This is a genomic window from Aquimarina penaris (assembly GCF_040786285.1).
Classification (GTDB): domain Bacteria; phylum Bacteroidota; class Bacteroidia; order Flavobacteriales; family Flavobacteriaceae; genus Aquimarina.
In genome coordinates, this window is the sequence record NZ_JBFMKQ010000002.1 from 825026 (window position 1) to 844718 (window position 19693).

Here is a 19693-nt window from a genome sequence, read left to right on the forward strand (position 1 = left end):
AAATTGAATGAAAAAACTTTTTATTAGTGCCCTTATCACTATTTGGGCTATACAGTTGATTAATGCACAATCAATTGATAAAAACGGATATAGTCTAATGCCTTGGCCAAAAGAAATAGTCTCTCTGGATGGCAATTTTATAGTTAAGGAAAATTTTACGGTATCCATTCAAAAAGATGCAACAGATAGATTATATAATGCCACAACTAGATTTATTAGACGCCTTAGTGGGAGAACGGGAGTATTTCTGGAACATGGTTTTCCATTGGTGGCCAATGATAAATCTTCTCTAAAAATTGAAATTAAAAGAGAAGCTAGGTTAGAATTATTTGAAGATGAATCCTATGTGATTGAGGTAGGTAAAGAAGGGATACAACTCATAGCAGAAACAGATATAGGAGCATTAAGAGGGTTAGAAACTATTCTTCAATTGGTAAAAGCCAATACAGATTATTTTTATTTTCCATTCGTTACGATCACAGACTCTCCTAGGTTCTCCTGGAGAGGTCTTATGATTGATGTTGCCAGGCATTATCAACCTGTAGATGTTCTGAAACGGAATTTGGATGCCATGGCTGCTGTAAAACTGAATGTTTTTCACTGGCATTTAACAGATGATCAAGGGTTTAGAGTAGAATCCAAAACCCACCCCAAATTGCATGAATTAGGTTCTGATGGTCAGTACTACACACATCATGAAATACGTGAAATAGTACAATATGCTTCAGATAGAGGAATACGAGTTATGCCGGAGTTCGATGTGCCGGGTCATGCTACAGCAATACTAACTGCATACCCAGAATTGGGAAGTAAAGATACGATCTATCAAATAGAACGGCATGCCGGAGTTTTTGACCCTACGTTAGATCCAACGAATGAAAAAACATACCAGGTATTGACTGATTTGTTTACAGAAATGGCAACATTGTTTCCGGATCAGTATTTTCATATAGGTGGCGACGAAAATGAAGGAAAGCATTGGGATGAGAACGAGAAAATTTTGGCGTTTAAGAAAGAACATGGCTTCAAAACTAATCACGATTTACAAACATATTTTAATCTTAAAATTCAAAAAATACTTGAAAAACTAGGGAAAAAACTCGTGGGTTGGGAAGAAATTATGACACCAGAAATGCCAACTACTGCAGTAATACATTCATGGAGAGGGATAAATGAAGGAGTCCAACCAGGATCTTCACTCATTCAAGCTTCAAAAAAAGGCCATCATGGTATATTATCGACAGGATATTACATTGATCGTATGCATAATATTGAAGATCATTACTTGATAGATCCAATACCAAATTCTTCGGATTTAACCGATCAGGAGCAAAAACATATTTTAGGAGGTGAGGTAACCATGTGGGGGGAGCTGGTTACGCCTTTAACATTAGACTCAAGAATATGGCCAAGAACAGCTGCAATTGCAGAACGTTTTTGGTCACCAAGATCGGTAAGTAATATAGAACATATGAAAAAGAGGCTCTCTGCGGTAAGCTTTCGCTTAGAAGAATTAGGGCTAACACACCTTAAAAACCGTGATGTGATTCTTAGAAATATTGCTAATGGTAATACCATTGATGGCTTAATTAAACTAACAAAGGTTTGTCAGCCTTTAAAAGTTTATACGCGTAATAAAGGAGGGACCGAGTATAAATCATATTCGCCTTTTACGTTATTTGCAGATGCTTGCACCACAGATGCACATGATGCAATTTTGTTCGAAAAATTGGTGGATGCTTATACTGTTGATTCAAAAAAATCAAAAAAATCAATAGAAATAGTCTTGAACTCCTGGATTCAAAACCATAATGATGTACAAGCTCTTAAAGGTACTACACCACTTGTAAATGATGTAATGGAACTATCTTTTGCACTTAAAGAATTATCCGTATTCCTACTAAAAATCATAAAGCAGGAAGGGGTGTCCAAGACTGATCATACTACATTTTTAAAACTAATTGAAGAAGCAAAACAACCTCATGCAGACGTAGAATTAGTTCTTAATGATTCCTTTATAAAGTTATTCGAATATGTAAAGAAGAATGAACTTTAATAAAACAGGGCATCCCGTATTAAATAATGATTATAAGTAGTTTATAGCGTTTAGAGAGTTGATCAATTATTGTCTTCATGATCAATATGTAAGTCTTAAATAACCTCTATTGATAATAGAAATAAAGTCGTTTAGAGCAATTTTAATGACATCCGTATAAAAAATTACGGTTTGGCAGATGTTGTTGATATTTTTAACTGACTTAATACAAACACAAACCATATAAACTCATGAAACCAATCTTCACTAAAGGGTGGGCTAGATATTTCTTTCTCCAAACCCAACAAAAGACCTTTAACTGGTACATCATCTTATTCTTTTTATTAGGAATCAATTTTCTGGTGGCCCAAGTAAATACAGGCGGTAGTGCTACTACTGCTAACCATAACAAACAAGTTATAGGATATATTACTAATTGGGATGCCTGGAAAGCAGCTAGTGCGGGTGTACCATCAGCTGGGGCGTTGACACAATTAAATATCGATTATTCGAAATATACCATTTTAAACTATTCCTTTTTTGGAGTAGCAGTTGATGGATCATTACATAGCGGTGATCTTCGTAATAAGCAAATTTACCAACCAGGAGCAGTGCAACAACCAGCCGATCTTTTATACGGTGACCCTTTTAGCAGTTGGGATTTTCATATTCTTTTTGGAGAAATAGAACCTATACAATGGATTAACGAAGCTGTAAAAGTAAGAGCAGAAGCCTTAGGGTATCAGGTTACCGTGGGAGAAAACACGTGGACTCACCCAGAATGGGGACTAAGCGGAGAATTACCATTACCACTACCAAAAGAAGGTAGTGGCGCTAAGGGATTATTAGAGCTAGCTCATCAAAATGGAGTAAAAGTAATGGCTTCTATAGGTGGGTGGAGTATGTGTAAGCATTTTCCTGAAATGGCTGCAGACCCCGTAAAGAGAGCTCGTTTTATCGAAGATTGCAAGAAACTTATTAATATGGGATTTGATGGAATAGATCTGGATTGGGAATATCCAGGACCATTTCCTGGAATGAACTTTACAGGAACTAATGCGGATTATGCAAATTTTGAAAACTTGGTTCAGGAAATTAGAAATGCTATTGGACCTGATAAACTGATTACTGCAGCTATGGCAGCAGATTATAAAAAAATAGAAGGGTTCAATTGGTCAAAATTGACCAACACGATGGATTACTTCAATATGATGACTTATGATTTTAATGGTGGATGGTCTAATATAGCGGGACATAATGCACCAGTATATCCTTATGATGGAGCAGAAGCACCTGATTTTAATTGGCAAACATTATTAAATAAGATGAAAGGTATGGGGGTACCTTCAAATAAAATTAATTTTGGAGCCCCGTTTTATGGTAGAGGTGTTGTGACTGATGGAACAGCAGATCTAAATACTCCAACTGTAAAAAGAAATGTCACGATACAACCAGATGGCCCAGTAAGTACGGCAGCCGATTATACCAATTGGCCACAAGAAGTATATGATGGTACACCAAATCACTTTTTTATCAAGCAGAAGACAGGTGCAGGTAGTGGATGGACTAGAAAATGGGATAATCAGGCCAAAGTGCCTTATATGGTTAAAGGAAATTTCTTTTTAAGTTATGATGACGAAGAATCCATCGGAATCAAAGCTCAATTCATTAATGATAACAACTTGGCAGGTACTATTGTATGGACTGTCTTTGGAGATCTTGAATTTAGTGGTTCGGCGCAATCTTTTGGTACAAAATTAAAAAGATGGTCTAGTGTGAAATCACCATTAATAAACAAAATGAATGAAGTATTTGCTTCGGGAGGTACTGGTAATCCTCCTCCAACAGTTTCAATTACTTCTCCCGCGCAAGGCGAAATAGTTACGGCCGGATCAAATATAAATATCACTGCAAATGCAAATGATAGCAATGGTAATGTTACTCGTGTAGAATTTTATAATGGATCTTCTTTATTAGGGCAAGATGATAGTGCGCCATATGCATATAGTTGGGCTAATGTCTCTGCAGGAAGTTATTCGATTATCGTAAAAGCTTATGATAATGAAGGAGCTAGTGCAACCTCATCGGTTTCAATAACGGTTAATGGATCAGGTGGTAATGAGTTACCGACAGTTTCTATAACGTCACCACAATCTGGAGCCACTTTTACTGCCGGTGCTACTATCGATATCATAGCAAATGCATCCGATAGTGATGGGACAATAGAAAGAGTAGAATTTTATAATGGGTCTTCTTTATTAGGGCAAGACACGAGTTCTCCTTATAGCTACAGTTGGATAAATGTATCCGAGGGTAGCTATACCATTACTGTAAAAAGTTTTGATAATGAAGGAGGAGAGGGTACCGAATCAGTTTCAATTACAGTAAACGGAAGTGGAGGCTCTTGTACGGCACCAGCCTATGTTCCCGGACAAATATATACAAGAGGTGATGTGGTTTCTTATCAGGGAAATGAGTACAAAGCCAAGTGGTGGACACAAAATAATGACCCGGTTACCAATAGAGAAAATGTTTGGGAATTGATAGGCCCATGTAGCGGCGGTGGTAATGAAGCACCACAAGTTACTGTCACTTCTCCTACCAGTGGTCAATCTTTTATCCAGGGAAATACTATTGCAATAAGTGCTAACGCTTCAGACGCAGATGGCTCTATTTCTAAAGTCGAATTTTATGTAGATGGAAATATGATCGGTGAAGATACCACTGCACCCTATACAACAAACTGGACAGCTACTTTGGGTAGTCATAGTATTACTGCAAAAGCAACAGATAACAGCAACGAATCAACTACATCTAGTGTGATTAGTATAAATGTTACTTCTGACGGTGGTGGATGCGATAATAGTGGTTTTAAAGTAGTTGGCTATATGCCGAGTTGGCAAGGTAATGCGAGTGCTATTCAATATGATAAATTAACTCATATTAATTATTCTTTCCTATTACCAAATAGTGATGGAAGTCTACGTCCTTTAGACAATTTAGCTATGATGCAACAGATTGTTTCATTGGGTCATGCACAAGGCGTTAAAGTATTGATCGCTGTAGGCGGTTGGATGGATGGTAATGATTCTCCGTTTACGACACTTGCCGCCAATGCATCAACAAGAACGGCTTTCATAAATAACCTGGTCAATTTTGTAAACCAACATAATCTTGATGGTGTAGATATGGATTGGGAGTACCCTCGCGAAGGTAATGAGCCTCAACATTATGAACTACTAATGCAAGAACTCGGACAGGCAATGCATAGTCGAGGTAAATTGCTAACTGCTGCTGTGGTAGTCTCTGGATGGAATGCTGATGGTGTACTTAGCGGAGTTTTTGATGATGTAGATTTCTTGAATATAATGGCTTATGACGGACCATCTCATGGTTCTATGGCACAAGCCACAGGTGGATTGGATTATTGGCTCGGTAGAGGATTACCAAAATCCAAAGCAGTGTTGGGAGTACCTTTCTATAGTCGCCCACAAGCACAAAGTTACGCTTCATTATTGGCTCAAGGTGCTAGCCCCAATAGTGATTCTTTTCAAGGAAATAATTATAATGGGATCCCAACGATAAAGGCTAAAACCGAGATGGCACTGCAAAGAGGTGGTGGGATTATGATGTGGGAACTCTCGCATGATACTAGTGATCAACAAACATCATTATTAACAGCAATTAATCAGGTTGTGGGCGACCCTTGTGGAGGAAATAATACCCCACCAACTGTTTCTGTTACTTCTCCACAAGACGGAGCATCGTATACTGTAGGAAGCAATGTAGAAATTACAGCAAATGCTTCTGATAGTGATGGTAATATTACCAAAGTAGTATTCTATATTGATGGAAATATGATCAGCGAAGATTCTTCGGCACCATACACAGCAAACTGGGCCTCGACAGCTGGTAATCATGATATAACTGCAATAGCTACAGATAATGATAATGCAAGCACTACATCTGTTGCCATTAGTATTACTGTACAAACAGATACTGGAGGTAGTTGTGATGAACCAAACTATGTTGAAAATGGGGGATATGTAGCCGGAAGTAAAGTACAAAATGTAGGAAATGTATACCAATGTCGTGATTACCCGAATAGTGGTTGGTGTAATGGCGCAGCATGGGCCTATGCTCCGGGTACAGGAACCTATTGGGAAGATGCCTGGACACTAATAGGTGAATGTGGCGGAGGAAACCCTCCTAATAACCAAGCTCCTACAGTATCTATTACCAATCCAGCAAATGGTTCAAGTTTCGAGGTTGGGCAATCGATTAATATTATGGCCACTGCAAATGATCAAGATGGTTCGGTAACAAAAGTTGAATTTTTTGTAGACGGAGTTGAGGTTGCAGAAGACCTGTCTTCTCCTTATAGCACCAATTGGACTGCTACCCAAGGAAACCATACACTCACGGCAAGGGCTACCGATAATTTGAATACGACTGGCGATTCTGCTGCCGTTTCTATTTCAGTAGGATCTGTAAATCCACCAAATCCAGGAGGAGATCTTCCGAAGAGAATTTTAGTAGGATACTGGCATAACTTTATTAATCCAGCGGGTCCAATGAAGCTTAGCGAAATTTCAGATAAATGGGATGTAATTAATATAGCTTTTGCGGTTCCTACAGTTCCTGTTGGTTCTGCAATGACATTTACACCAGATCCTGCAATCTATTCAAGCGTGCAAGAATTTAAGAATGATGTAGCACGTCTTCAAAGCAGAGGGAAAAAAGTTTTAATTTCTATGGGTGGTGAAACGGGTGTTGTAGGTATAAATACCCCGGCAGATGCTCAGGCGTTTAGTAGTTCTATGATCAATATTATTAGAGAATATGGTTTTGATGGTATGGATATTGATTTCGAGGGGCAGTCTATTTCTCTTGTCGGTGGTGATACAGACTTTAAAAACCCAACATCTCCTAAGATTGTAAATCTTATAAGCGCCACTAGAACAATATTATCACAATTTGGCTCTGATTTCATATTATCTATGGCACCAGAAACTTTATTTGTACAGGGAGGTTTTAGTTCTTACGGAGGCCCGGCTGGTGCCTATCTTCCTATAATATATGCTTTTCGTAATGATATGGATTATATTCATGTTCAGCATTATAATACCGGGTGCATGTTAGGGTTAGATGGATTATGTTATTCTTCAGCTAATGCCGATTTTCATGTGGCGATGGCAGATATGTTATTGCAAGGGTTTCCTGTTGCCGGTGGAGCACAATTCCCGGCATTGCGACAAGATCAGGTTGCAATTGGGTTACCAGCTACTGGTAGTGCTGCGGGTAGTGGATATACTGCACCAGCAGAAGTTCATAAAGCATTGGATTATATTATCAAAGGGCAATCTTTTGGAGGTAGATATACCTTACGTAATCCTTCGGGATATGCCAATTTTAGAGGATTAATGACTTGGTCTATTAATTGGGATAAAGCAAGTAATTCCGGGTTTTCTAACCCCCATAGAGCATATCTGGATGGATTGGATAGTAGAGCGACACTTATTCAAAATGATGTAAGTACTGTGAAGCTATCTCCTAATCCAGTGTTTGGCGATGTTGTAAATATAAATGTTGAAAGTGATATACAAAACACCACATACGATCTTCAGGTATTTAATTCTAGTGGTATTAAGGTCTTAGATTTCAGGAAAACCAAAATCCAAAAAGGCGATAATCTAAATACTTTTGATGTAAGTAAGTTAGAAGAAGGATTGTATTTCTATACCATTACCACACCCAAAGGCAAAACAACCGGTAAACTTATAAAACGTTAAGCCCTTTGTATTTTAGCCATCCGATGATCATTGTTACCAATGGCATCGGATGGTTTTATTATTTCATAAAGCTTCTTTTGCTTTATGATGTATTTCTTCACCTTAAAACCTAAAATTATGCAGATTAAAGCTACAATACTAAAAATATGCTTTTGTTACCTTTTCATTTTGGGTTCGTTTTTAGGAACTAATGCCCAAAACCGACCTTTTCCTCAACAAAAAGATTGGAATGGGTGTATTAAACCCAACAATGTATCTCAACAACAAATGAATAGCTCTGTACAGGGCATGTATGATTATTGGAAATCTAATTTTCTAAAACCTACCAATTTACAGGGAGGATATTACATAAATGGTGGGTGTACTGGATGTACAGTGCCTAGTAAAGGAACCTCTGAAGGACATGGATACGGTATGATCATTACTGCCTTGATGGAAGGATATGATACCCAGTCCAAAACTTATTTCGATGGACTGTACAAGTTTTTTGACACACACCGAAGTACTATTAACTCAGAATTAATGGGCTGGAATGTTGCTGTTGATGAGCGTACTAATGCATTTAGCTCTGCGGCTGATGGTGATATGGATATTGCCTATGCTTTATTATTAGCTCATTATCAATGGGGATCTGGTGGTGCAATTAATTATTTGCAAGAAGCGAAGGATGTGATTACCAATGGGATTAAAGCTTCTTTGATTCATCCATCATCTCTTCGGGTCATGATGGGTGACTGGGATAATAATGCTTTAGAGACTCGGTCTTCAGATTGGATGACTGCACATTTTAGAGCATACCAAAAAGCCACCGGAGATAATTCTTGGAACAATATTGCTAACAAAGTATATCAAATGGTGGATCAGCTAAATACCAATAATCTTGGTATTTTACCCGATTTTGTAGATGGCAATCCCGCTATACCAGACACTAATAATGCAACTGGTGAGCCTAATTCTCAAGATTATTATTGGAATGCTTGCCGAACTCCATGGCGAATTGCAACCGATTTTGCACATTATGGAACACCAGATGCAAGAACACAGTCTAATAGGTTTGTAAACTGGGCAAAAACAGATATCGGAACCAACTTCGGAAATTTCGCTTCTGGATACACTGTAAATGGGCAAATAGTAGGTAGCCGATATGGTCCAACAGCTTTCGTGGCTCCCTTAGTTGTGGCATCTATTACCAATAGCGCAAACCAAAGTTTTTTAAATACCGGATGGAATTATATTAAAAACAAACAAACAGATTATTATGGTACGAGTATCAATCTATTAAGTATGCTGGTTATTTCGGGGAACTGGTGGGTACCCGAACCAGAAACCATAAATCCTTCACCCGATCAACAACCTTATGCGGGCACACCGGTTATTATTCCGGGTAAAATTGAAGCCGAAAATTATGATTTAGGTGGACAAACCATTGCATTTAATGATGTGACCGCTTCAAACCAGGGTGGTACTTATCGCAATGATGCTGTAGATATTGAACCTAGTACCGCAGGAGGTCATAATGTAGGTTGGATACAGGCCGGTGAGTGGTTAGAGTATACCATAGATGTTACGGCTTCAAAAACATATACACTCGAGTGTAGCGTAGCTGCTATTTCTTCTGGTAGGAACTTTCATATCGAGGTCAATAAGCAGAATGTAAGTGGTACGATTAATGTACCCAATACCAATGGTTGGCAAAATTGGCAAACTGTTACCAGTACGATGACTTTATCACAAGGTACCCAGGTATTGCGCGTAGCCATGGATACGAATGATTTTAATATCGATTATTTGATCATTAAAGATGAGGGTATAGCCCCAGATCCTAATCAGGCACCGATTTGCAATTTAACTTCACCAACCAATGGTCAAACGTTTACCGAAGGAGATACAGTCACCATAAATGCTACAGCATCTGATATAGATGGTACGATCACCAAAGTTGAATTTTATGACGGAAACATATTGCTTGCCACCGATGCTACAATACCTTATGCCTTTAATTGGAATACAGCATCGGTAGGCAATCATGTAATCACCGCAAAGGCATTTGATGATGATGGAGATACCACAGTCTCCACCGCGGTAACCATTACAGTTAATACATCGGGTACCGGAACCGGCAATTGCGATGTAGCACCCTATATTGAAGACGGAGGCTATGTAGAAGGCAGTCAGGTACAAAATAATGGTAACGTTTATGAATGCAAACCGTATCCATTTTCGGGATGGTGTAATGGTGCTGCATGGGCCTATGCACCAGGAGAAGGAACCTATTGGGAAGATGCCTGGACGTTGGTAGGTGAATGTGATGGCGGAACAAACCCTCCGGGAGGAAATCAACCCCCAACGGTATCAATTACGAATCCAACAAATGGGCAATCCTTTGCTGTAGGAAGTACGATTACTATTAACGCTAATGCTTCAGATACAGATGGAAATGTTACCAAGGTTGAATTTTTTGGTAACGGTACAAAATTAGGAGAAGATACAACAAGTCCGTACAGTTATAGCTGGAGTAGTGTTTCCACCGGAAATTATATACTAACAGCAGCAGCAACCGATAATGAAAATGTAACCACAGAATCTGCATCAGTAAATATTTCTGTTGGGACTACCAATCCACCACCTTCGGGTTTACCGGTTAGAATCATGAATGGGTATTGGCACAACTTTTTTAATGGCACTAATTTAATAAAGCTTAAGGATGTTTCTCCTAGCTGGGATGTGATCAATGTCTCATTTGCAGTACCCAAATTTTCTGCTGCAGATGGCGAGATAGGATTCGAATTATCATCGGATTTTGATGCGATTAATTATACAGAAGCCGAATTTAGATCAGACATTCAATTATTACAGAGTCAGGGCAAAAAGATCATCATTTCTATTGGAGGAGCAGAAGGACAAGTGCAACTAAATACTACAGCGGCAAGAGATAAGTTCATATCATCTATGATTATTATTATCGAAGACTATGGTTTTGATGGAATGGATATTGATTTTGAAGGACAGTCACTTTCTTTTGAATTAGGGGACACCGATTTTAGAAACCCTACTACACCAGTGATTGTCAATACCATTGATGCTGTGCGTAGTGTTTGCAATCACTTTGGAAATGATTTTATTCTAACCATGGCACCCGAAACATTTTTTGTGCAATTGGGATACCAATTCTATGGGGGCATCTCAACTGGTGCAGATAGGAGATCGGGTGCCTATTTACCCTTGATACATGCACTGCGAGATAAGCTCACTTTTTTGCAGGTGCAATATTATAATTCTGGTTTTATAACGGCATTAGATGATCAAGGTTATATCCCGGGATCAGGACCAGATTTCTATGTTTCTCTGGTAGATATGTTGCTCAAAGGATTTCCGATCACTAAAGATTCGAGCAAGTTTTTTCCTGCACTTCGCCAGGATCAGGTATTGATTGGAGTACCGGCAACGGTGGGTGCCGGTGGAGGACATATCGGAACCCAGGGCGTCATCAATGCACTGGATTATCTGATCAATGGTAACTCTTTTGGAGGACAATATCAGCTATCACAAACCTATCCGGATTTACGTGGAGTAATGAGCTGGTCGATTAATTGGGATAGTTTTGAAAACCTCTCTTTTTCAACGTCGATTAGAGCGTATTTGGACGGATTAACATTAAGAAACAATAATTTGAGTACTATACTACCAAAAAACTCAGAGGTATTATTATATCCTAATCCTATGAAAGAACGATTAAATATTCAACTCGATATAAATGCGACCTATGTTCTCGAATTTTATAACCATTTGGGCATAAAGGTATTCACTCATAAAAAGGAACAAAAAGAAACGCAAACTTCCACGGCAGTGGATATAAACCAGCTAGAATCGGGATTATATTTTTATACCCTTGATGTTGGAGGTCAAACCTATTCTGGTAGGGTCATCAAAGAATAACTCTTAGACCTACAACCTAACTAATTAAATATAAACACAAACTCATCTAATTATGAAAAAAAAACAGTTTTTTAAAGTATCAATGGCTGCATTACTGTTTGCAGCATGTGCAACAGAAGAATTTGATCAAAATTCTGAAGTAACAGAAGAAAGTTCTGAAGAAATAGAAGTAGCATATCCCGAAACCACAGGTAAGGTAGTCGATATGTATTATGCAGGCACAAAAATTCCTGTAGAAGAAATTAATGGAGAATTTATCTATGAAGGAGATATTATCTTTCAAAAGGATATGTTATCAATATCTTCAGAAAAACTAGTGTTCGAAGAAGGAGAAGAAGTGCCAGTAAATAAGAGTGTCGGTAGAACGGGTGCGAGATGGCCAAATAACACAGTGTATTATACTATCGAGAGTGGTTTACCCAAACAATATCGAGTATCTGATGCAATTGCTCATTGGGAAGCCAATACTTCTTTACGCTTTGTAGAACGTACAAATCAATCGAATTATATACGATTTAGAAAAGGATCAGGTTGCTCATCTAGCGTAGGTATGGTAGGTGGCCGCCAAAATATTAACTTGGCAGATGGCTGTTCTACAGGAAGTACTATTCATGAAATTGGACATGCGGTTGGGTTATGGCATGAGCAGAGTCGAGCAGATCGAAACAATTATATTACGGTACGTTTCGAAAACATTCAATCTGGTAAGGAACATAACTTTCAAACCTATGTACAGCGAGGTAGAGATGGTCGTGAATATACCAATACTCTAGATTTTGGATCGATCATGATGTATAGCTCTCGAGCATTTTCAAAAAATGGTCAACGAACCATTACTAAAAAAGATGGTAGTGGATATAGCACACAACGTAATGCATTATCTTCTGATGACCTTATCGGAATTAATAAAATGTACCCAGGTACTGGTGGGGGCGAAGTATACGAAAACGGGAATTATTATACCATTTATGGGGTAAGAGTATATAGATACAGTGATGTATGGTGGTATTATGATAATAGTCAAGATCGTTGGAGACGTGTAGAATTAAGAGGAACTACTTGGTATTATATAAGTTAAACTTTGCTTTTGAATTGTTGAAAACCTCGAATTGCTTGAGCAGTTCGGGTTTTTTTATAAAAAAGATAGAAGTATATGTTTTCATTAATGATACATACAACTCCCTGAATGATTTATGTTGATCCCCGAGGCCTTTTTCTTTTTCCTTGCATAAGACTAACCTATCACTTGCATCATTGAAGCCATTCCCAGCACCAATTTTATGTTTCCTCGCTGCGGGGAAGTATGATAGATGTGCGAGGAAACCTAAAACTAGTGCGGGGAAGAGAAATATACCAGCGGGGGAGCACAATAGATGCGCGGGGAGAGGCATAACACCTGCGGGGAAACCTAAAAATGGTGGGGGGAAGAATATAAACCTGCGGGGGAGTACAATAGATGTGCGGGGAGAGACATAACACCTGCGGGGAAACCTAAAACTAGTGCGGGGAAAGAAAATATACCTGCGGGGAAGGGTGCGATACTTGTGGGGGATATTTATATTGGGCATTTTGTTGCTATCAACATATAAATGGATGATAATAATTAAAGGGGTTATGAGTAATTTAATTTAGAAAGTGACTGTACTATATTAAAAAAATAATGATAAATATTTATGGATCAAGGGCAGTTCAAATAACTAAAAATGGAGGAAACCTATGGATGCCTATACCAACATATTGCTCTATATAATTTTCTCTCAATGCTTCGGGATCGAACAACTAGAATTAAGATGTGTTTTTTTAACACAATTATATAGTCTGTTAGGTATAAATTGTAAACTTCTTAACACTTGGTTCTCAGGCTATTTTTGTAAATTTATGTATAAAAATTAGAGGGTGTGATCATCAGTTAACAACTGATACAATTGTTATAGGCAATACATAAAAAACAAACTGATGAAAGAGCAAGCGTCTAAGTCCTCAACCGTCTATCAAAAAAGTCCTTCTACCGAGAATAATAATGAGCCAGAGCCTTTTCTTGATGATACTTCTGATTTTTTAAATACAAGTATGGTTCAAAAAAATGAATCTCCTTTTTTTACCAAAACACCAAGTAATCCTTTTTTTAAGCCCGTTAAAAGTCGATCTCTAACACCTCCTGTGCAAAAACAAAGCACAGAAGAGGAAGAGGTGCAAATGAAAGAGGTGCCCATTCAAAAAAAAGCTACCCCTGAACAGAGTCAAAAGGAAAACAAAACCGGATTACCCAACAATCTAAAAACAGGAATAGAGAACCTCTCTGGCTTTTCTATGGATGATGTTAAGGTACATCGTAACTCTGATAAACCAACTCAGTTGCAAGCAGAAGCCTATGCACAAGGTACAGATATTCATTTAGGGCAAGGACAGGAGAAACATTTACCCCATGAAGCCTGGCATGTGGTGCAGCAAAAGCAGGGACGGGTAAAACCGACTGTGCAGATGAAAGACAACGTGAATATTAATGATGATGAAGAGTTAGAGACAGAGGCTGATATCATGGGAAGCAAAGCTTTACAATTAAACAACAATGGAAGAAGTAGTTCTGCTATTATTAAAACATATCATGGATCAAATGCACCTATTCAACGAAGTGTAGGCTTTGAGATGCAATCAACTTGGACGATTGAAAAAATTGGTGAAACTAAGAACCCTGACTCCAAGGCAGTTGCTTACTCAGGGATGTTTTTTAAAATTGAAGTAGATGCTGGCGATGGTAAACCTGAATTAGAAATAGTAACCAACCCTTTATCAAATCGTAAAGAGGTCGATGCTTGTATGGCGGAAATCCGGTATGTGGTTAACATATTGGTCGGCTTACGTAAAAAAGCAAATAACAAAAGAACATTTAATGTTCCAAAGGGCGACGGTTGGGTGGAAGACTGTACTATCAAGGGAGGCTCTATAGAGCCGACATTTAAACTTCAGTATACTGAAGGGGTAACACTTAAGAAGCTTCCTTTATTGATAAAGGATTTACACAGCAAGGCTTGGGAAGGACTTCCAGCTGTTCTTTCGGAAGGATTGGAAGAAGAAGAGGATCTGGAACCCCCAACTAAAAAACGCAAAATAGAATATAAGGAGCCTGAAGAAACTAAGGTACGTGGTATATTTTCAACAATAATGATGTATCTGGATGATGCAAAAGCATTTAAACCAAAGAAAAAGGAAGATGGACCAAAGTATGCGTTCACCTTGATGGCTCGAACCGATTTTCATAGCATGTTCCAAGAACTTGATAAAAAAGAGAAACTCCAATTTAATAAAGACATGAAGGATTTGGTTTATTCAGTGTATGGAGCTAAGAAACAGGTCTTTCCAGGAATTAAGAGTATTGACCTGACCGTTTCAGAATGGATCGATTCGATTATAAAAGGACGTATTATTGATGGAAAAGGTACCCGAGTACCCAAAGATGAAATGTCTCCACCTCCGACCTATGATATGCATCACGAAGTAGATAAATATAACGAAGATAATCCGGATAACCAACAAATGAAATATGCAATGGGTATGTATGAAATGGATAATGATAAGGTCTTGTTTGAAGCACGCGATGTTGGCTCTGGGATGGGTGATATATTAGATGCTGCAGAAACTCGAATATACGATCTTGTCGATAAGACGGGTACTCGTGATGATGAATTTGAAAATAAGAAGGGAGGTCGCCGCAAAAAAAACAAACCTATGCAGCCTTTCGATCCATTTGAAGAGTGGAGAAAAGATCCTGAAAAAGCCCCTGAAAAAACAAAGAAAAAAAGAGTTAAGTATGGCAAAGACTATTTTCCTACTCAGACTCAGATTAATCGTATGAAAGCACATCAACTTGTATTACATTGGATTAAACCAGATGGTTTTTGCATGGTAGGAGCTCTTTCTGTAGTTACTGGACGGTCCAAAGATGAAATCATCGATACTCTTATTAATGCACTTACTCATGAAGTTAATGCCCAGAATTGGATTAACGAGTATACAATTTATTCAGTAGAAGAAGTGAAGAATGTACTTTCTAATCTTGCCACAAACTTTAATAAACCAGCAGCCGATGCAATCATAGGTTTGGCTTGTTTCGTGCTAGATACCAGTGTAACTATCATTGAACCAGATGGCACTCCTATTGAGGTGCAAGGAGGTGGAAGGATATTAATTCATGTACACAATCCAGTAGCACATTATCATATTGCTGATCGGAAAACCTAGGGTTATTGTTTTATCTAATAACTATTGAAATTTGATAGCCTCCTTTTTATTTTTTGATAGATATGTTCTGTTTATTTATCTACTATTTTTTCTGGCATTGTTACTAATGTAGTTCTGTCTGTGATTACCAATAATACAGGTTTACGATATAGGATATCAATCTATTTATATATAATGCGAGTATTACTTCAACAAAAACTCAAGAGGAATATGAACTCTTTCATTCCAGCTTTTCTCGTTATGGTCGGCTCCTTCAAATTTTTTAGTGATCCAATTAGTGCTTTCAGCATACCCTTTAGTCACCATCATTTCATCTACTTGTTTCTGAAACGGTTCGTATTGTGCATCTAAACCTTCGGTTCCAAAATCAAAATAAATTTTATGTGTCGCAGGATCGGGTAGTGTTGCGGGTAGTGTTTTTATATAAGCTTCTCCTAAAATAGGGATAGGCCAATGTGTAGATACACATCCTGCTGCTCCAAATACTTCGGGGTATTTGCATATGGCATATAATGAGATGAGTCCACCCATAGATGATCCCATAATAGATGTATCTTCGGTTTTGGTAGATACATTATAAGTTGTATCAATAAAAGGTTTTAATTCTTCAACCAAGAATTTTAAATACTCATCAGAGTAGAGGGCATCATACCCTGTGTTTTCTTTTAGAGATGCTTTTGCCTGTGGATTTTCACTTACTTCTGCCGGAGCTTTAGGCATGTATTCAGAAAAGCGTTTTTTTACTGTATTCCAGGGAGCAACGACAATGGTGTTTTTGATTTTCCCTAGCTTTATCAAACTGTCGATGGTCTCGTCGACACCCCAATCGATTCCTGTATATGAAGTTTTTGGATTAAAAACATTCTGCCCATCATGCATATATAGCACTTTATACTTTTCTGTGGTGGTAGCATTGTACCCTTCGGGTAAAAAGACTTCGACATGGCGTGCATCTACATATTTTGATTTAAAGTCTTCGTATACCACAACTTCACTTTCTTTTATTACTGCTTTTTCTGTGGTTTCAGCAACTTGATTTTCGTTCTCTTTGGCTTGCTGTTTGCACGATATAATTATTGCAAGTACAACAATAACCGAAATTGATTTTAATATGTTCATTATAGGTTTTTAATTGGTTAGTAATAGCTATGATTAATCTCTAAAAATTTTTGATGGAAAAGTAATAGGGCTTTCAAACCCATTTTTTCCAACGGTAGCAATACCGAAGAGGTAGTTATCGATTACTATTCCTTCTAAAGTAAAACTATCTACATTTCCGACAAAGCGACTATGATCCCAGGTAGGTGAGGTGGTGTCTCTCCAATAAATCTTATACCCTTTAATATTAGGGTCTTCGATTTTTTTCCATTTAAATTTTGCTGAAGGTGCTACGATACCGCCTATTTCAACTTCGGTTAATGCCGGGGGAGCCCATGCGATACTTGCTAGATTAATGGCATTAACCGCGGTAAGTTTGGCGGCATAATCAAAGTTAACATGTTCTACTACATCGCCATATTGTATTCCGTTTTCTTCTCTGATATCTTGGTGTTGTTGCGTATAATTTTCATGAGCCTCCATAATTCGAATTCCTGCATAACCTGCATCATTAAAAGGTCTATGATGACCACCTCGCCCAAAACGATCGAGTCTATATACTAGCATTGGGTTCATTTCGGGCATATACGTTTTTACCGTTTTATGAATATAACGTGCCAATTGACGTGAGATACCATCGACCTCGCCGCCATAAAACCGTCTTGATTTACGCTGCTCTTCTGTCTCTGTCGGGGGCACAGGTTCTGAAAATATTCTAAATGTTCTATTGTCAATTACTCCGTCTACACCTTTAATATTGCCTATCATATCATTGTTCATAATACCGATAATATCCCATCCTTTATCTTTGGCATGTTTAGCTAATCCTTTACCACCAAACAAGCCTTGCTCTTCACCAGATAGCCCAACATAGATAATACTATTTTCGAATTTATATTTAGAAAGAACCCTAGCAGCTTCAATAGTTCCTGCCATTCCGCTAGCATTATCATTAGCTCCGGGAGAGTCATTCGTATAATCGGTAGGGTCAGATATTCGGGAATCGATATCTCCACTCATGATGATATATCGATTAGGATATTTTGTTCCTTTTTGAATGGCCACTACATTAACCACCCAAACATCATTTACGATACGTTTATTTGCTCCTTTTTTTACTAAATCCTTTTGATAAAACACTTCGAAACAATTACTACATTCTTTTGAAATATTGTCAAATTCAGATTTGATCCATCGTCGTGCGGCACCAATCCCTCTGGTTTTAGAAACTGTATCACTAAGGGTATGTCGTGTACCAAAACCAGCAAGAGTTTTAATGTCTTTTTCGATTCTATCGGCCGATACAACATCAATAACTTCATAGATTCTTTGATCGGTTTGTGCAATTATAAAAGTGGATAACAAGAGTAAAATAGAGGTGAGAAATGTATTCATATTGATGATTTTGATCGCCTAATTTAACTAAAAGGGGCTAGGCAGGCAGGATCCTTAACAAATTTATAAGATTACCAGTTATTTTTGATTTTATTTTAATCTGCTATTTATGTGTAAATTAGGTAAGATTGGATGACTATTATATTAATTATTTATTAATAAATACGTTTTGAAAGTGTTGCTACTGGTTCAGTTAAAGAATTAGTAATATATTAGACACGAAGTTTTTTTTCAATTCTGAAGGAAAACTTTTTTTTGGGAAAATTTATAATAGGGGCTTTTGCTAGTGGTTTACTTCATGCTAAATTACTAGCTCATTTTTTGATAATCGTTTTTCTTGTTAAAACCTTTAGCAATCCGATAGAAAAAACAAATTAACTTGTCATTTCCTTTGAGTTAATATTTCCATTAAAACATTTAACCTTTAATTCTTTTAAAGTTTATAAAGAGTATGGATACAATCAACAAAATGAAAAAAAATCTTGTTTTTTTCTTGTTACCATTTGCCGTTTTTGGGCAAGATGTTGATAAGAAGAGTTCTTATTATGACTGGTTCGATCAAGTACTAGGGCGAGAACATACGGGATTATATAACGGGAAGCAATATGTTGATCTTGATATTAACAGAATTCACGATAATAAAAATGCTTTCTTTTTATCGGATAAAGTTATGAACGGTTCTGTTATGTATGATGGTCAAACGTATCATAATATTGGGATGAAGTATAATCTTGAGAAGGATATACTTTTGGTTACCTTAAAATCGGGTACTACGGTTTCTATTATCCAATTGATTCGGGATAAAATAGATGAGTTTACAATTGATGGATATAGATTTATTAGAATCACTGATATACTTGAAGATAATACATCAATTAATGGATTTTATGAAGTGTTAGTAGAAGATTCTTCTTTTTCGTTGTTGAAGAAAAATAAAAAGAACAGAAGAAAAAATATACAAGCAGGTAGGTTGTTATCCTATGAATTTGCAAGTGCAAATAGTTATATTTTGTTGATGAATAAGAAGTATAAAAAGGTAACAACTGCTAAAGCAGATATAATTAAAATCTTTCCTGAACATAAAAAAGAGATTAAACAGTTTTATGAGGCTTATAAAAGATTAAGAAAATCAGAACCAGACACGTTTATGCAAAGGCTATTTAAAAAAATTGTTAATCCATCCTCATCCTCGATATAA

The 19693-nt window shown here is 37.4% G+C and carries 8 protein-coding genes; 6 read left to right on the plus strand and 2 right to left on the minus strand.

The features are described 5' to 3' along the window. Positions 1-7: 7 nt before the first annotated feature. The 5 genes from ABW637_RS13200 to ABW637_RS13220 all read left to right on the plus strand — a co-directional run bounded on the left by ABW637_RS13200 (position 8) and on the right by ABW637_RS13220 (position 16002). Positions 8-2056: a beta-N-acetylhexosaminidase gene (locus ABW637_RS13200; protein ID WP_367585172.1), complete on the plus strand. Its 2049-nt coding sequence runs from the start codon at positions 8-10 to the stop codon at positions 2054-2056. A gap of 230 nt (positions 2057-2286) precedes the next feature. Beyond that, positions 2287-7827 carry a glycosyl hydrolase family 18 protein gene (locus tag ABW637_RS13205; RefSeq protein WP_367585173.1) on the plus strand — a complete coding sequence of 1847 codons (5541 nt, stop codon included), beginning with the start codon at positions 2287-2289 and terminating at the stop codon, positions 7825-7827. A 117-nt stretch (positions 7828-7944) separates the two neighbouring features. Then, entirely contained in the window at positions 7945-11763 is a 3819-nt protein-coding gene (locus ABW637_RS13210) for a glycosyl hydrolase family 8 (RefSeq protein WP_367585174.1), read from the plus strand. A gap of 52 nt (positions 11764-11815) precedes the next feature. Beyond that, complete coding sequence (locus tag ABW637_RS13215) at positions 11816-12841, plus strand: M12 family metallopeptidase (protein WP_367585175.1); 1026 nt, start codon at positions 11816-11818, stop codon at positions 12839-12841. Between the two features lie 878 nt (positions 12842-13719). Next, complete coding sequence (locus ABW637_RS13220; RefSeq protein ID WP_367585176.1) at positions 13720-16002, plus strand: eCIS core domain-containing protein; 2283 nt, start codon at positions 13720-13722, stop codon at positions 16000-16002. Positions 16003-16185: 183 nt separating this feature from the next. On the opposite strand, the gene ABW637_RS13225 is transcribed toward ABW637_RS13220, so the two are convergent. Both ABW637_RS13225 and ABW637_RS13230 read right to left on the minus strand, forming a co-directional pair. Then, the gene (locus ABW637_RS13225; protein ID WP_367585177.1) at positions 16186-17121 is read right to left on the minus strand and encodes an alpha/beta hydrolase; all 936 of its coding nucleotides are present in this window, start codon (positions 17119-17121) and stop codon (positions 16186-16188) included. A gap of 33 nt (positions 17122-17154) precedes the next feature. Further along, a complete protein-coding gene (locus ABW637_RS13230; RefSeq protein WP_367585178.1) occupies positions 17155-18495 on the minus strand; it encodes a M28 family peptidase in 1341 nt (446 codons plus the stop codon). A 469-nt stretch (positions 18496-18964) separates the two neighbouring features. Between ABW637_RS13230 and ABW637_RS13235 the strand changes: the two genes are divergently transcribed. Beyond that, positions 18965-19693: a hypothetical protein gene (locus ABW637_RS13235; RefSeq protein ID WP_367585179.1), complete on the plus strand. Its 729-nt coding sequence runs from the start codon at positions 18965-18967 to the stop codon at positions 19691-19693.

Coding starts and splice junctions, on each gene's coding strand:
- ABW637_RS13200 (WP_367585172.1), top strand. CDS start 8: ATGAAAAAACTTTTTATTAGTGCCCTTATCACTATTTGGGCTATACAG.
- ABW637_RS13205 (WP_367585173.1), top strand. CDS start 2,287: ATGAAACCAATCTTCACTAAAGGGTGGGCTAGATATTTCTTTCTCCAA.
- ABW637_RS13210 (WP_367585174.1), top strand. CDS start 7,945: ATGCAGATTAAAGCTACAATACTAAAAATATGCTTTTGTTACCTTTTC.
- ABW637_RS13215 (WP_367585175.1), top strand. CDS start 11,816: ATGAAAAAAAAACAGTTTTTTAAAGTATCAATGGCTGCATTACTGTTT.
- ABW637_RS13220 (WP_367585176.1), top strand. CDS start 13,720: ATGAAAGAGCAAGCGTCTAAGTCCTCAACCGTCTATCAAAAAAGTCCT.
- ABW637_RS13225 (WP_367585177.1), bottom strand. CDS start 17,121: ATGAACATATTAAAATCAATTTCGGTTATTGTTGTACTTGCAATAATT.
- ABW637_RS13230 (WP_367585178.1), bottom strand. CDS start 18,495: ATGAATACATTTCTCACCTCTATTTTACTCTTGTTATCCACTTTTATA.
- ABW637_RS13235 (WP_367585179.1), top strand. CDS start 18,965: ATGAAAAAAAATCTTGTTTTTTTCTTGTTACCATTTGCCGTTTTTGGG.